The organism is Paenibacillus favisporus (genome assembly GCF_040545415.1).
Lineage (GTDB): Bacteria > Bacillota > Bacilli > Paenibacillales > Paenibacillaceae > Paenibacillus_AQ > Paenibacillus_AQ favisporus.
This window is the reverse complement of sequence record NZ_JBEPLV010000001.1, coordinates 955,065-969,732: the sequence shown is the minus strand read 5'-3', so window position 1 is coordinate 969,732 and position 14,668 is coordinate 955,065. Positions and strand designations below refer to the sequence as shown.

Genomic DNA, 14,668 nt, shown 5'->3' with positions numbered 1-14,668 from the left:
ACTCCCTCTTCTACGAATCAAGCAGCACAAGCCGAATCGTTTTCACTTCAAAAGGGCGGAAATCCAGCTTGAGCTTCCCTTCAGCAACCGGCAGATCGGCCGTCACTTCCTCCAGCATATTGGTTTCGTACGCTGTTTTGACGGGGAGGTCAAAGGTCAATCCGCTTGATACGGTGGCACCTTTGCATTCATAGGCCCGGATGATCCAGTCTCCCGATCCGTCTTCGGCCAGCTTGACCGTCTCTGTAATTACGCTGGCTTGATCCGTTTGCAGGAAAGACTTATGACCCACCTGGTTTCCACCGTGCACGAGGCTTACCGGATAGTTCAGCTCATACGCTTCCTGAACGACGGGACTGTCCAGAAATGACCCGTTCCATACAAAGAATCCGTACGTAAACTTGTGCGTTCCCTGATCCGACGTTTCGTCCGGATGCGTCGGCGAACGAAGCAGCGTCAAGCTAATCATGTTGTCCTGCACGGCGATCCCGTACTTGCAATCGTTCAGCAGCGCAAAGCTGCGGTTCGTCTCCGCAAGCACCGCCCACTTATGCTGGCATACTTCGAACCGGTCGGCATCGTGGGGCCTGGAAGCATGATTTGGCCGTTTGACGTAACCGAACTGAATTTCCTGTAACGATTCGTTCGCATGGACACGTACAGGAAAATCGACCCGCAGCATTTTGTTCTTCTCATGCCAATGTACCGTCGTGTGAAACTCAACGCGGCGGCTGCCGGCCCGGATCCGGATATCCTGGATTAATTTGGATCGATGAAGCATGCGCTCAACGCGGATATTAGCAAACAGGGGCCCGTCTGCGGTGACATAGACTTCGGCCTTCTCATCCAACGCGACCGGAGCATCCTGATAGCCGCGGTCGATTTCCCACGCATCGAACGCCGAAGGCTGATCGCGGTACATCTTCATGGCGTTGCAATGTCCCGCCGTCCATTCCGTTCCGGTTTCCTTGTCCAGGATGCTGACGATCTCGCCGTATTCATTTATCTCAATGGCTAAGTATTCGTTCTCAAGATGCGACTTCGCAGCAACTAGGACAGCTTGTCCCGGCGCTTCCGGTGTTACGTCAGCCGCAGTAACCGTGTATGCCGCCCATCCCGCAGACGGCGTCTCGACTTCGGCGTAACGTTTGCCGTCATGCCGCTGCACAGGGAGCGTTTTTCCGTCCCGGTCCGCGACACCTTCTACACCTTCGGGCAGGGCAACCAGCTCTTTTCTTGCCCAGGAGAGCGAGTTAAACACCGTAACACCGGAACGTCCGCTACCCGCAAGCACCTCTCTTGCGCCGGAAGCCATCGCATCGACGAGCCCGTTCAATTCCGTCAGCTCTGCCTGCGCTTCCTCATGGACGCGGTGAATGGACGTGCCCGGCAAAATATCATGGAACTGATGCAGCAGCAGCTTCTTCCACAACCGGTCCATCTCCTCGTACGGATAGGCCCGGCGCTGAAGCAGGCTGGCGGCGGCACCCCACATTTCAGCCTCATGAAGCCCAACCTCCGCCTTCCGGTTTAGCCGCTTGATCTGAGCCTGCGTCGTATAGGTTCCCCGGTGCGCCGGATAGTACAGCTCCCCGACATATTTGGCGTCCGGAACACCTCTTTCGATCTGATCTTCAAAATAGTCGATCGGCGATCCGTGCGCCGTACGCGGCACCCCCTCCAAATTTCCTAGCCGGCGGAGGAATTCCAAGTCGTCCCGGTTCGCCCCGCCGCCGCCGTCGCCGTGGCCGAACTGTACGAGTCTTGTCGCAATGCCGTCCTTCTGCACCCGATCATTCCATTGCCGGATGAGAAACGACGGATTGACTCGAATCGGAAAATCGCCATAATCCAGCAGATGGGTCAGCACCTGCGAGCCGTCGATCCCCTCCCAAAGAAAGGTATTGTACGGAAACGGGTCCGACACGTTCTCGTACGTCTGGAACATTTTCACGGAAGCAAAATACCGGAGCCCGCAGCCCTTCATAATTTGCGGCATGTTGCCGGAGTATCCGAACACGTCGGGAAGCCACAGCATTTCGTTTTCCTTGCCGAACTCCTCCTTGAAAAAGCGCTTGCCGTGCAGTATTTGCCGGATCAGGCTCTCCCCGCCGGGCAGATTCGTATCGGATTCCACCCACATGCCGCCTTCCGGAATGATCCGTCCTTCCTCCACCGCTTGTTGGATGCGTGCGTATAACTCGGGATACAGGTCCTTGGCAAGCTGGAACAAGTACGGCTGGCTCTGGACGTAGCGGTAATCGGGATACTCCTCCATGAGGGCAAGCTGATTGGACATCGTCCGGGCGATTTTCCGCTTCGTTTCCTCCATCGGCCACAACCAGGCGATATCGAGATGGGACTGCCCCATGAGGTACAGCAAGGGCGCCGTCGATCCGTTTACGCATTCCAGGAGCGGCGCCATCCGCTGCCGGCACTTGCGAACGTTATCCGTCAGCGCATCCTTCGCAAGCCCCCAGTCGATCGTCCGGACGACCTCCGTTAAACCGCGGTCGATTTCCGCCGCGCGCAGCGAATCCGGATCGATATGATTTCGGACCTGAACCAAACATTCCAAATCGACATAAAATTGATAGATTTCCTCTTCAAAAAGGCAAAGCTGCGATTCCCCAAACATCGGTTGGATTCCCGAATGTCCGGCATACGCCTCGGCGGTGACTTCAAACCGCTCGCCGGCCTTAGCGCTGCGTGTCAACGTCACGTCATGGTGCTGAAGATCCAGCGCGCCCCGTACGATTCCGTTCACGTAGACTGTCGCCTCCGAACCGAAATCGGCCCGGATGACCAAGCGTTTGCCCTCGGCTTCCATGGGAGCTGTAACCGATGAGTGAAACCATGCATACGTCCAGTCTTCGCCCCACCGGTCGCCCGGCTCGATCGCTTCAAAACGCTTACTCTCTATTTCATCGAAGGATAGCCGCTCCTTCGTGACAAAGCAGGTAAAATCGACCGGCGAGACCACGTTATAAATGTAACGGTTTTTATCCTTCAGCAGCTTCTCAACATGGTATAGAATCTCTTTTCTCTTATCCAAATGACGGATCACATCCTATGAATTGATCTGGGTTGCAGCGGATGCCGCTGTACCGGAGCGTGGCGAGACCATGCTGCAGCGACAGGTTCACACGAGAGGACGGCTGGATCACATCCGCCCAGGATCCAAGGGGCATATGCCCCTTAATCCCGCCATGGTATCCGTCTACAAAATACGATGTTGCCGCCCGCTCCATCGGACTTATCTGCCTCCCGCACCGATTCCGGCAGCGGAGAATACGCGATCGAACCCGGATTTGGAGCGGCGAATCAGCTGTTCCGGCGTGTCCTCCGGCATGGCCGGCGTCAGCACTTCCTGCGATACGATACCGTCATATCCGATGCGCTCCAGCCCTCTTAAAAAGCCCTCCAGGTCGATGACGCCTTCCCCAGGGTACAGACGCCCGTTATCCAGCACGGCCTCGACCGGCAGATCCGGTGCGTCGTTGATATGCACGTGAACGATCTGCTGCGGCTGCAGCCGCTCGATGTCGTCTACGGAGAGACCGTTCGTATACCAATGATACGCATCCAGCAGCAGGCCGACATTCGGCTCGCCGATCGCTTCGACCCAATCCAGCGTCTCTTCCATCGTCCAGATAAAAGGGTATTTCCACGCCGTCCGCAGATGATGCGGACCTACGAATTCCAGTCCGAGCCTGATGCCATAGGCGCCGAGAATTTGGGCGCAGATGCGCAGGCGCCGGGTGGCGACCGCCATGAAGTGCGCCGGTTTGGCGTCGGTCGATGGCAGAATGTACGTGCAACAGCGCGTACATCCCAGCGCTCGGGCCGCGGCAGCCGCTTCCGTCAGGCCGGGCAGCCCGGCGAGGAACTCATTCTCGCCCGCCCTCCATTCCACAGGCAGGCCGATCGCACCGATGACGACTCCGTGCCGTTCAAGCTTAGCCGCAGCCCCCTCTGTTCCCAGCCGCTCGATCAATCCCCGGGCATCGATGTCAACCGCTTGAAAACCGCCCTCACCCGCCAATTCAATGAACCTCTCTTCACTTTCGACTGCTCCCAAACCGGCAAGCGTCAATCCCTTCAGCATGTGATATTCCTCCTCACTGTTGTTTGAAAAAAATCTCCATCCCCTTGCAATCTGCCTGAGCAACCCGGCGCTCTATGAACCACTCGTTCCCTGGACCGGCGTCAGCCCAAGCTTCGGATTGGCCAAGTCGAGCTTATACATGACCTGATTGTAGTTATAACGCGGCGTCGGGACATGATTGGTGAACGTATTCGTATACGTGCCCTCGAAGTAGATGATCCGGCCGCCCTCCTTATTGAAAAACTTATGCTGGGCCACGTTATAAAAAGTATAGTTGTTGTGCGTGACGATCTTTTTGGCCGTGGTCCAAGGACCTTGAGGCACCGGAGCTTCCGCGTACCATATTTCCCCGAGCACGGAGGACTTGCCTTGCGTCTGCTGCCCGATCATCACGTAACGCTGCCGGTAATCGTTCCATTCGACAGAGCTTGAAGCGATTTGAACCTTTTCGCCGGTATCGGCGTCTTTTAATTGAAAGTAGGTTGGATCGTCCGCATGGATCAGCCCGGCATCGATCAGCTCCTTCTCTTGATCCTGGGTGAGCGGCGGGGTGTTCTTTTTCCAGCCCCATACAAGCTGGCCGTCCGCGCCGCGTTCAAGGGATGTTTGGGCCCCGTTGTAAGTCGTTCCCGGCGTCAGGCACGTAAACGATTCGTATTGGGTATAATCGGTGATGGCGTCGTAGCTTGCGGCGACTCGCAGGTTCGGCATCCGGTGTTCGGTAAAGAGCCAATAGCCCTTGCCGTCCTCCTCGTAATAAGCCGCCTGGCCGCCCGGATGGCGCCAATCGTCTTTGGAAGGGAACTGGACGACCTGCTCGAACTCCTTCTTCTCGTCGTTAAAGGCAAGAATGCCGAAGGCGCTGAGCTCGGGATTGTGCGTGCTGTAACCGGCGAGCAGGCGTTCCTGCCCGCTGCCGTCTTTGGCGGTCATCAAGCCGAACACCCAGGCGATGCCGGCACCGTCAGGCAGCTGGGGAACCAGGCTTTTAACGAAACCGTCCTCTTTCGTAAAGTAATCCAAATCGATGCCGGTATCGGGATCGAGACCGCCTTTTTCCGGCAGCTTCGATGTGGCACCCGTCACAAGGAAGTTCCCGAGGGGATAAGCGGGTCTGTCCGTATCGCCCCAGAACCAGTACAGCCGATTGCGGTACTTTATCGTTTGGACGGAGTCCTGGCCCATCACGAGTCCGTTCAGGAGCGGCTCCTTGACCGGCGGCTTCTGGCCAAGCAGGACGCTGTCACGGTAGATGCCCTGACCGGTGACCCGGTATAACCGCTCAGCAATGTTGACCCGGTCCATTTTCAGCGTCACGCTTCCGCCGGGCGTCACTTCAACAGCCTGGCCGCGGTAACCGAACATGTCTGTCGGCACCTCATAGCCGTCGCTCGACATATGGAAAAAGACCGTTTGATCCATCAAGCCCGGCTCATTGAAAGCCACAACACCGGCGCTGTCCGTATAGTACAAAATATTGCTCGTCGTCTTCAGCTCGACCAGCGGGATCCCTCGACCCGTCTGCGCATCCACGACTTTGATCATAAACGGCTTCTGAACGATTTTCTTAGCGCTGCTTACATCCGGCATGGCGCTATTCCCTTCCGCCTGAGCCGCCATCGCGGCGCCCGGCGCCGTCATGACCGTCAGCATGACACAGGTCCAGATGCCCGCGCTTTTCCAAGGCTTCCATTTCATTTCGTTTACCTCCTGGGCGGAGTGCCCTATTGGGATCGGCGAATAATGTCCGCTTCCGCATCAGCCGTCACTTGCGGTTCTGAACTGGCTCAAGACCAAGCCGCGGATCGTCAAGATTCAGCTTGTACATGACCTGGTTGTAGTTATAGCGCGGTGTTGGAGTATGGTCTGTATACGTATTCGTATAGGTCGCCTCGAAGTAAATGACGCGTCCGCCGTCTTTGAAGAAAAACTTGTGCTGGGCCGGGTTATAGAAGGTATAGTTGTTATGCGTAATGATCTTCTTCGCCGTCGTCCAGGGGCCTTGGGGCGAGTCTGCTTCCGCGTACCACATCTCCCCGAGAACCGACGTTTTGCCCATCACCTGCTGTCCGATCATGACGTAGCGCTGCCGGTAATCATTCCATTCGACGGAGCTTTGCGCCAGCGAAACCTCTTCGCCGGTATCGGCATCTTTCAGCTGGTAGTAGCGCGGGTCGTCCGCCTTGATCAGGCCAAACCCGATCAATTCTTTTTCTTGATCCTGGGTCAGCACCGGGGTGTTCTTCTTCCAGCCCCATACCAGCTTGCCGTTCTGGTCGCGCTCAAGGGACGTATTCGCGCCGTCGTAAGCCGCTCCCGGCGTCAGGCACGTAAACGACTCGTATTGGGTATAGTCGGTGATGGCGTCGTAGCTGGCGGCCACACGTAAGTTCGGAATCCGGTGCTCGGTAAACAGCCAGTATCCCTTGCCGTTCTCCTCGTAATAGGTCGCCTGACCTCCAGGATGGCGCCAATCGTCCTTGGAAGGGAACTGGACGGCCTGTTCAAACTGCTCCGTCTGATCGTTGAAGACCAGGATGCCGCGCGCAACGATGTCAGGATTTAGCGTCGTGTAACCCGTTAGCAGACGCTCTTTTCCCGTGCTGTCCTTTGCCGTCATCAGACCGAAAATCCAAGCCATATTCCCCCCGTCGGGAAGCGTAGGCACCATGCTCTTGGCAAATCCGTCCTCTTTGGTAAAATACTTCAGATTCACGCCGACATCTGGGTCAAGCCCGCCGTTTTGCGGCAGCTCCGACGTAGCGCCCGTCGTGCGGAAATTTCCCAGCGGATAGGCCGGTCTGTCCGTATCGCCCCAGAACCAGTACAGCTTCCCGTTGTATTCGATCGTCTGCACGGAATCCTGGCCCATAATCAGACCGTTGATGACCGGCTGTTGAATCGGCGTATTCAAACCGAGCAGCAGACTGTCTCGGTAAATGCCCTGGCCGGTCACCCGGTACAGCCGCTCGGCGATGTTGACCCGGTTCATCTGCAGCGTAACACTGCCGCCAGGCGTAACTTCGACCGCCTGCCCGCGGTTGCCAAACATGTCGGCGGGAATTTCGTAGCCATCGCTGGACATATGGAAGAAGACCGTCGTATCCATCAACCCCGGTTCGTCAAATGCCACGACGCCCGCACTGTCCGTATAATACAAAATGTTATTCGTCGTCTTCAGCTCAACCAGCGGAATGCCCCGGCCCGTCTCGGCATCCACGACCTTGATCATGAACGGCTCCTGTACCGTTTTCAACGTGCTGCCTGCTTTTTGCTCGGCGCTGCTTCCTGCAGCCTGGGCCGGCGTAACGCCCGGTGCCATCGTGACTAACAGCAGCGCGGCGCAGGTCCATGCACCCGCCTGCTTCCACATTTTCATCTTCAATACCATCTCGGCTTCCTCCCGACTTCTTGTCGATTTGTCATTGGTGGAATGGTCTCGATGCTGTTCGTTAAGACGTTTTGGACAGGACTCTTTGGGCCGCGTCGTTGTAAATTTTCAACACTTTGTCGATATCGCCCATTTTTTTAACCTGATCGATAAATTTCGGCCAGTTGTCAAAGCTCTGCTTCCCGGCGACAAACTTTGCCTGCTCTTCCGTAACAAACGTTTTGATCGGATTCATGATCTCGGATATTTCCTGGCTTTCGTCCGGTGTGAACTGGATGGCCGGCTCGCTGTACCACGAAGGGACATAATCGTTGTTCGGCATTGGCAGACTTGTCAGATAAGGCGACTTTTCAAGCGGGACTTCCTCATACTTGCCGTTAAATACGGTATAATCCGTTGCGGCAAAATCTACGAATGCTCTGGCATCGTTGACCATTTGCAAACCCGGGTTATAATTTTTGCTTGCCCGGATCCCGTACTTATCCCCTTCCAGCCATGGATCCTTCGCCGTTTTAAACGAATCCATAAAGGTCGGATTGCCGTCTTCTCCGATTTTGTAGGTCGTTCCTTCGATTCCCCAAGTCACGAGCCTGATGTTTTCGTCGGAATACTGTAAATCGATCAGCTTGATTAATTCTTCCGGATTTTTGGCTTTGGAGCTGATGCAGAACGTGGCCCAGCCCAGGTCCGGGGTATTTCCGTTCGTCGCTTCCTGCCAAGCCTTTCCGTACTTCGGATTGTCTGGGTACAGCGAAACTGCAAATATTTTGCCGTCATCCGCATTTCTCGTGTAATCTCCCGGCTCCGTAAACCACTGGGTCAGCCACATGAAAGTATCGCCATTCATCGCCTTCTTCCGGATCGTGTCGTCTGTATCGATCGTGTACTCGGGATCCAGCAGCTGCTCCGAATACAGCTTGTTCGCGAACTGAAGGGCGTCTTTATATCCTTCATTAAAAATGCCGTACACGTATTTGCTGCCATCCCAGTAAATGTCGTCCTTGATGTGGTTCGCGGAGAAGAGCGATCTCAAACTGTTCCACTTCGTATCCACCGGGTACTTATCGGGATACAGCTGTTTCAGCTTTTTGGCCGCGTCATAAAATTCATCCAGCGTTTCCGGAATTTTGATGTTGTTCGCTTTGAATACATCGTATCTGTAAGCGGATACGTTTTGAATCAGCAAGCCTTTATCCTCCGGAAATCTGGGCGTCGAAGTTTCCTTGAAAGAATACATTTTCCCTTCGGAATTGGTCACACGCGACATGCCGTTCTTCACCTTGCTGAGATAGTTCATATAGTTGGGCATTAAATCCTTATACTGGCTGAGCTCAAGAATTTGGCCTTGTTCAGCCATGTCCGTGATGTCGTAAAATAATGGCGTGACGAAAAAATCCGTCAAATCGTCGCTCGCAATCATGAGCTTTACTTTTTCGTCATATTCCGATGACGGAATATAATTAAACTTGATATTCAGTTTTTTGCCCAGCTTGGCTTCCATCTGCTTCTTCCATTCCTTGCCGATCATGCTGTTCTCGTTGTCCACCCCGCTCGACGGAAGCGTTACGGAAAAAGATAACGTGTCGCCATCCGCAGAATCTTTGGAAGTCTCGTCGGACTTGGAGCAGGCCGTGACGGAAAAGGCCAGCATGCAAGCCAGGATCAGGCTGAGCATTTTTGCTTTTTTAACCATCCCAATTCCTCCTTGAAATTTGATTATTTTAATATGGCGTAAAAGAATTTTTCCTCTTACATCCATGGTGAACATATGTTGTCAGCCCTTAATCGCTCCCACTAATACGCCCTTCGTAAAGTGCTTTTGAAAGAATGGGTAAATCGCCATAATAGGGAACATCGTAATGATGATCACGCTCATTCGGATCGCCTTCGGGTCAAGCGAGGATCCCGAAGAATTGATGGCCACGTTACCGGCACCTACCCTGCCTTGGATCGCGTTGGTATCCAGCGCAAACAAATAGTTTCGCAGAATCATTTGCAGCGGATACTTATCCTGATCCTTAAGATAGATGAGCGCTTCAAACCAGCTGTTCCAGCTTCCTACCAAACCAAACAAGGCAAATGTCGCAAGCAGTGCCTTCGACAACGGCAGGACGATCCGGAACAGGACGACGACATCGTTGGCTCCATCCATGACCGCCGATTCTTTCAGCTCTGCCGGCACATTCGAAAAGAAGGTCCGGAACAAAAACACATTGTAAGCTCCAACCGCGCCGGGAAGGATCATGACCCAAACGGTGTCAAGCAGATGCAGACTGCGCATGAGCAGGTAAGTAGGAATTAAGCCCCCGCTGAAAAACATCGTGATCATCAGAAAGATGGTGATAAATTTCTTTCCCGCAAATCCGGGAATGGTCAGCGGATAAGCCAGCAGCGAGGTGAACAGCAGCATAATACCGGTAGAACCTACCGCGTAAAGGATGGAATTCAGGTACCCCTTATAAATGAGCGAGTCTTTAAATACGTCTGCGTAAGCCTGTACGGTAAAGCCTTTCGGCCAAATCGTAACGCTCCCCGCTGCGATGTACTTCCCGCTGCTGAAGGAGGTAGCGATAATATTCAGAATGGGGTACAGCACAACGACAAGGATCAACAGCATGATGAAAATATTAAAGGCGTCAAACACTCTGGAACCGAAGCTGATTTTTCTCAAGATTATCCCCCCCTAAAACAAACTCGTCTCCGAGACTTTGCGGCTGACCCAATTGGAAATATACAAAATGACAAAGGAGATGACCGACATAAACAATCCGATGGCCGTGGTGTACTCGTATCTTGCGCCGAGGATCCCCTGACGGTAAACATACGATCCTATGACGTCAGCCACGCTGTAAGTTTCAGGCGAATACAGCAGAATAATTTTCTGAAAATCGGATCCCAAAATTCCGCCCAAGGCGAAAATCAGCAGGATGATCGTTGTCGGTTTGATCGAGGGCCAGGTAATGTGCACGATCTTTTTCCACCGGCTCGCTCCGTCCACTTCCGCCACATCGTAATAGGTCGGATCGATCCCGCTCAAAGCGGCAAGGTAAATGATCGTTCCAAAGCCAACCCCCTGCCATATGCCGGAAGAGATGAAGATCGTTCGGAAATAACCCGGCTCCAGCAGAAACATGATCGGGGTGCCGCCAAAGTATGTAATGATTTGGTTGAAGAGGCCGTCTCTGGCCGTAAAGTCCTTCAGCATCCCCGCAACGATCACCACTGAAATAAAATGAGGAAAGTACGAAACGGTCTGGACGAATTTTTTAAAATGCTTGTTCCTCAGCTCGTTAAATAACAAGGCGAGGATAATAGGTGCAGGAAACGACCACAGCAGCGTATACAGACCTAAAAGCAGCGTGTTTTTTAACACACGGAAAGCCATCGGGTCATGAAAAAACGTGGTGAAATATTTAAAGCCGACCCAAGGGCTTCCCATAATCCCCTTTGATGCGTTGTAATCCTTGAAGGCGATGGTGATTCCATACATCGGAAAGTAGCTGAAGACCAGCACTGTGATCATACCGGGCAACACCATCAGGTACAGATATCGGTGTTTCCACAGTTTGGACCATCGCTTTTTATTGGTTGCCGCCAACATAAACACCCCTTTTCTAGTTACTTCAAGTCATCGTTTGAACTCCGGCCGTTCTTCACCGAAAAACACATCAGATACGCCCGCCTTTGAAAGCGCATTCAACACTTGCTGTTAAAAACCTTCTCCCCGAGATCGAAACGCTTTCAAACAGTCGTGCAAACTTAAATCTCTGCAACGGATAAGATGGTAAGACAAAACTTAAACTTACTCTTCAAGCAGGTAAAACCATATGCATTTTCCCCGGAGTTGTTATGCTAAGCGAAGAATAACACATACTAATTTGGTCGTCAATATATAGATTTATGATTTTAATACAACGTTGTTAGTATACTATCCACTCACGCCGTGGAAAATAGGATATTTACGGATAAAATCAACAATTTTCAAGATAACCCGCATAAACACCCCATCTACTCGACCCGGATTTATACAATAAAGTTGAGTTAGTCTGCACAACTTGGTATACTATTTAACAAACAAGGCGTTATAAGTAAGTATATGTCCATATAAGAGGTGACCCTGCATGAGCAAGAACGATACAACATTGCCTAAGTACCAGCTGGTGAAAGATTATGTACTGTCGCAAATCGAGAATAACGAGCTTGGCAAGGATGACCGGATTCCGAGCGAATCGGAGTTCTCCAAGCTGCTGGACGTCAGCTCCATTACGGTAAGGAAAGCATTGGCGGAGCTCGTCAATGAAGGCGTCATCTACCGGATCAGGGGAAAAGGCAGCTTTGTCGCCAATCCGGCGGAACCAGTCAACCAAACGTCCAATTACGTGACCTTTATCATTTCCGGCAATGATATGTACGACAGTTCGTATATGAAGATTATCAAAGGCGTGCAATCCTTTCTGAACCAGCAGGGATGCAAACTTATCATTGAATTTGTGGAAAATGATGTCGAACAGGAGCGGGAGCTGATCCTGAAGCTGATTCAGTCCGAGAACCGCGGGCTGCTGATTTATTCCGCCAATCCCGACGCGGCAAGGGAGTATCTCAACGAAATCCGGAAGAAGTCGATCCCATTCGTCATGCTCGACCGCTTTCCTGCCGGTTATCCGGTCAACTGCATTACATGCAATAACCATGACGGCGCTTATGAGGCTGTTGCGTATTTAATCGCCCAGGGCCACCGGAAGATCGGTTTCGCCGCCTATGATTTTCATCTGAGCACCGAGGTCGAACGGTACAACGGATACCGCCATGCCATGGCAGACGCCTCGCTCGGGCCGGATGACGATGTCTTGTTTCTTCAGCGGGAATTAGATTATGCGAAGCTGCTGCAGCAAATTCAGAGAGGCGAGCTCACCGCCCTGTTTTGCGTCAACGACAGACGCGCGCTCGAAGTGATCGGGCAGCTTACGCAGGAAGGGGTCAGCATTCCGGAGCAAATATCGATCATGGGATTCGATGACGTAGAAAGCTCGAAATATGCCAAAGTATCGTTGAGCACCGTCAATCAGCCCTTCGAGATGCTGGGCTATGAAGGGGCAAAACTGCTGTTTGAGAGCAGCAACGACATGTCCGGCGGATCCAAAAAAATATTGCTGTCCACGGAGCTCGTCATCCGCGAGTCGATCCGGTCCAACGTAGAGCCATGACGCTCTGCTTTTCTATTATGAATTTTTCACATAATGAACTGAGCTAACCACAAATCAAAAAGGGAACGGCCGCCTAAGGCCGTTCCCTTTTCCCGTTCAGGAGACGATGATCCTGATCTATATGATAAGTTCATGTCATGCTGCTCTTTCTTGCAGGAATTAACTTTGTCCGCTTTAACCCAGCTTTGCCTGATCCGCCAGCGTGACGGACGGCTGCCGCGTACCGTGCAGCTCGAACAGTATGATTTCGTTCCGGCCTTCGCGCAGCAGCGGTGCCGGGATATACAGCGTGGACTGCGGCCCAACCTCCCAGTACCGGCCGAGGTTAAACCCGTTAATATAAGCGACGCCTTTCGTCCAGCCTGTGACGTCCAAGAAGGTATCGGCGGTTCCGCTTACCTCAAAGGTGCCTCTGTAAAATGTCGGGGTATTGTGGCTTGCAGCATCCAAGCCGGCGGCACCTTCTTCCTTCAGATGCGGAACAAAGGCCAGCTGGTCCAGGTTGTTCAGCGGAAGCGTGTGGATCGTCCATCCGAACAAAAACTGGTTGCCTAACCGGACCCCTTCGGTAATCCCTTTCGGGTCGTGCATGTACGGCCCGTAATTGACCCTTCCGAGGTTCTCCACCAAAATTTGCAGCTTCGCGCCGCCGGCCGGAATCGTCAGCTTCAGGCTGCGCTGCTCATCCCAGCGCTGCACGACGCCCCGGTACTCCCCGTCGACAAAAATGAGTGCACGGTCCCGCAGCTCCTGCAGGATCAGGTCGGCTTCGCCGCGCGGCCCGGAGACGAAGGTCGTGTACAGGATAAAGCCGTAGTCCTGATCCAGCTGCTCCATCGTTTCCGGCACAGCCCGCTCCACCGCGTCAGACAGGTCAGACAGCGAGTCGAATAAGTCGACCCGGTCGGTCAGGCGGACCTCGCCGTAGCTCTTCCGCTCGATCGGATCGGGAAGCTGCAGTTCCGGCAGGTCCACGTACTTCGATAGAACATCCCGGACCGCATAAAATTTCTCTGTCGGCTCTCCCCATTCGTTCAGCGGGGAATCGTAATCATAGCTGGTGACGGTCGGCGCGTACCCTTCTTCCCCGCAGTTCGCGCCGTTGTAAAAGCCGAAGTTCGTCCCGCCGTGGAACATATAGAAGTTGACCGAAGCGCCGGCCGCCAGCATGTCCTCGAACACGCGCGCAGCATCCGCCGCATCGCGGGTATGATGCGGCTTGCCCCAATGGTCAAACCATCCGTTCCAGAACTCCATGCACATATACGGCTTGTCCGGCTGATAGGCTTCCAGTTCCTGAAAGGCTTCAACCGCACGGGACCCGAAGTTGACCGTCTCCAGCACGCCCTCCACCATGCCGCCCTGCAGCATAAAATCTCCCGGCCCGTCCGAGGTGAACAGCAGCACGTCCACGCCGCGGGATGTAAGCCCTTTCTTCAAATGGTTCAGATACGCCTTGTCATTGCCATAGCTGCCGTATTCGTTCTCGATCTGCATCGCGATGATCGGCCCGCCGTTCGTGCTAAGCAGCGGAACCAGCTTCGGAATCAGCACGTCATAATAAGCATCGACGTGGCCCAAATACCGGTGGTCATTGCAGCGCAGACGGATGCCCGGTTCCTTGAGCAGCCAGGCGGGCAGACCGCCGAACTCCCATTCGGCGCAAATATACGGGCTGGGCCTTACGATGACATGCAGGCCAAGTTCACCGGCCGTTTCGATGAAGCGGACGAGATCCGCCCCGTGATCGAACACGAACTCCCCTTTTCTGGGCTCGTGGATATTCCAGGCCACATAGGTCTCCACCGTGTTAAAGCCGCAAGCCTTCAGCTTCGTTAACCGGTCCCGCCAATACTCGGGAACGACCCGAAAATAATGGATCGCCCCGGAAACCAGGCGGATGGGCTCGCCGTCCCACACAAACTGCTTTCCTTGAACGCTTAGTACACTCATCGTTTCGCCTCT

Annotated in this window: 10 protein-coding genes; 1 reads left to right on the top strand and 9 read right to left on the bottom strand. The window is 53.6% G+C overall.

The annotated features are described in order from the left end of the window. Positions 1-10: 10 nt before the first annotated feature. The 8 genes from ABID47_RS04625 to ABID47_RS04590 form a co-directional block, all read right to left on the bottom strand. Positions 11-3,055 (bottom strand): alpha-mannosidase, encoded by a 3,045-nt coding sequence (locus ABID47_RS04625; protein WP_354495070.1) that lies wholly within the window; start codon positions 3,053-3,055, stop codon positions 11-13. Further along, entirely contained in the window at positions 3,048-3,251 is a 204-nt protein-coding gene (locus tag ABID47_RS04620) for a hypothetical protein (RefSeq protein WP_354495069.1), read from the bottom strand. Before ABID47_RS04620 ends, ABID47_RS04625 begins: the two co-directional genes overlap by 8 nt. A gap of 5 nt (positions 3,252-3,256) precedes the next feature. Beyond that, positions 3,257-4,108: a sugar phosphate isomerase/epimerase family protein gene (locus ABID47_RS04615; RefSeq protein WP_354495068.1), complete on the bottom strand. Its 852-nt coding sequence runs from the start codon at positions 4,106-4,108 to the stop codon at positions 3,257-3,259. A 72-nt stretch (positions 4,109-4,180) separates the two neighbouring features. Further along, positions 4,181-5,806 carry a hypothetical protein gene (locus ABID47_RS04610; protein ID WP_354495067.1) on the bottom strand — a complete coding sequence of 542 codons (1,626 nt, stop codon included), beginning with the start codon at positions 5,804-5,806 and terminating at the stop codon, positions 4,181-4,183. Between the two features lie 67 nt (positions 5,807-5,873). Next, complete coding sequence (locus tag ABID47_RS04605) at positions 5,874-7,499, bottom strand: hypothetical protein (protein ID WP_354495066.1); 1,626 nt, start codon at positions 7,497-7,499, stop codon at positions 5,874-5,876. A 61-nt stretch (positions 7,500-7,560) separates the two neighbouring features. Then, positions 7,561-9,192, bottom strand: coding sequence for an extracellular solute-binding protein (locus tag ABID47_RS04600; RefSeq protein ID WP_354495065.1), 1,632 nt, complete (start codon positions 9,190-9,192; stop codon positions 7,561-7,563). Positions 9,193-9,273: 81 nt separating this feature from the next. After that, positions 9,274-10,170 (bottom strand): carbohydrate ABC transporter permease, encoded by an 897-nt coding sequence (locus ABID47_RS04595; protein ID WP_354495064.1) that lies wholly within the window; start codon positions 10,168-10,170, stop codon positions 9,274-9,276. Positions 10,171-10,182: 12 nt separating this feature from the next. Further along, a complete protein-coding gene (locus tag ABID47_RS04590) occupies positions 10,183-11,100 on the bottom strand; it encodes an ABC transporter permease (RefSeq protein ID WP_373309561.1) in 918 nt (305 codons plus the stop codon). 520 nt (positions 11,101-11,620) lie between these two features. Between ABID47_RS04590 and ABID47_RS04585 the strand changes: the two genes are divergently transcribed. Then, the gene (locus ABID47_RS04585; protein WP_354495063.1) at positions 11,621-12,703 is read left to right on the top strand and encodes a GntR family transcriptional regulator; all 1,083 of its coding nucleotides are present in this window, start codon (positions 11,621-11,623) and stop codon (positions 12,701-12,703) included. Positions 12,704-12,877: 174 nt separating this feature from the next. On the opposite strand, the gene ABID47_RS04580 is transcribed toward ABID47_RS04585, so the two are convergent. Then, on the bottom strand, positions 12,878-14,656 hold the full coding sequence (locus ABID47_RS04580; protein WP_354495062.1) for a glycoside hydrolase family 35 protein: 1,779 nt from the start codon (positions 14,654-14,656) through the stop codon (positions 12,878-12,880). Positions 14,657-14,668: the final 12 nt, after the last annotated feature.

What these genes read in the sequence shown, in the direction of transcription:
- ABID47_RS04615 (WP_354495068.1), bottom strand. Translation starts at nt 4,108, where the DNA reads ATGCTGAAGGGATTGACGCTTGCCGGTTTGGGAGCAGTCGAAAGTGAA.
- ABID47_RS04605 (WP_354495066.1), bottom strand. Translation starts at nt 7,499, where the DNA reads ATGGTATTGAAGATGAAAATGTGGAAGCAGGCGGGTGCATGGACCTGC.
- ABID47_RS04590 (WP_373309561.1), bottom strand. Translation starts at nt 11,100, where the DNA reads ATGTTGGCGGCAACCAATAAAAAGCGATGGTCCAAACTGTGGAAACAC.
- ABID47_RS04600 (WP_354495065.1), bottom strand. Translation starts at nt 9,192, where the DNA reads ATGGTTAAAAAAGCAAAAATGCTCAGCCTGATCCTGGCTTGCATGCTG.
- ABID47_RS04610 (WP_354495067.1), bottom strand. Translation starts at nt 5,806, where the DNA reads ATGAAATGGAAGCCTTGGAAAAGCGCGGGCATCTGGACCTGTGTCATG.
- ABID47_RS04580 (WP_354495062.1), bottom strand. Translation starts at nt 14,656, where the DNA reads ATGAGTGTACTAAGCGTTCAAGGAAAGCAGTTTGTGTGGGACGGCGAG.
- ABID47_RS04620 (WP_354495069.1), bottom strand. Translation starts at nt 3,251, where the DNA reads ATGGAGCGGGCGGCAACATCGTATTTTGTAGACGGATACCATGGCGGG.
- ABID47_RS04585 (WP_354495063.1), top strand. Translation starts at nt 11,621, where the DNA reads ATGAGCAAGAACGATACAACATTGCCTAAGTACCAGCTGGTGAAAGAT.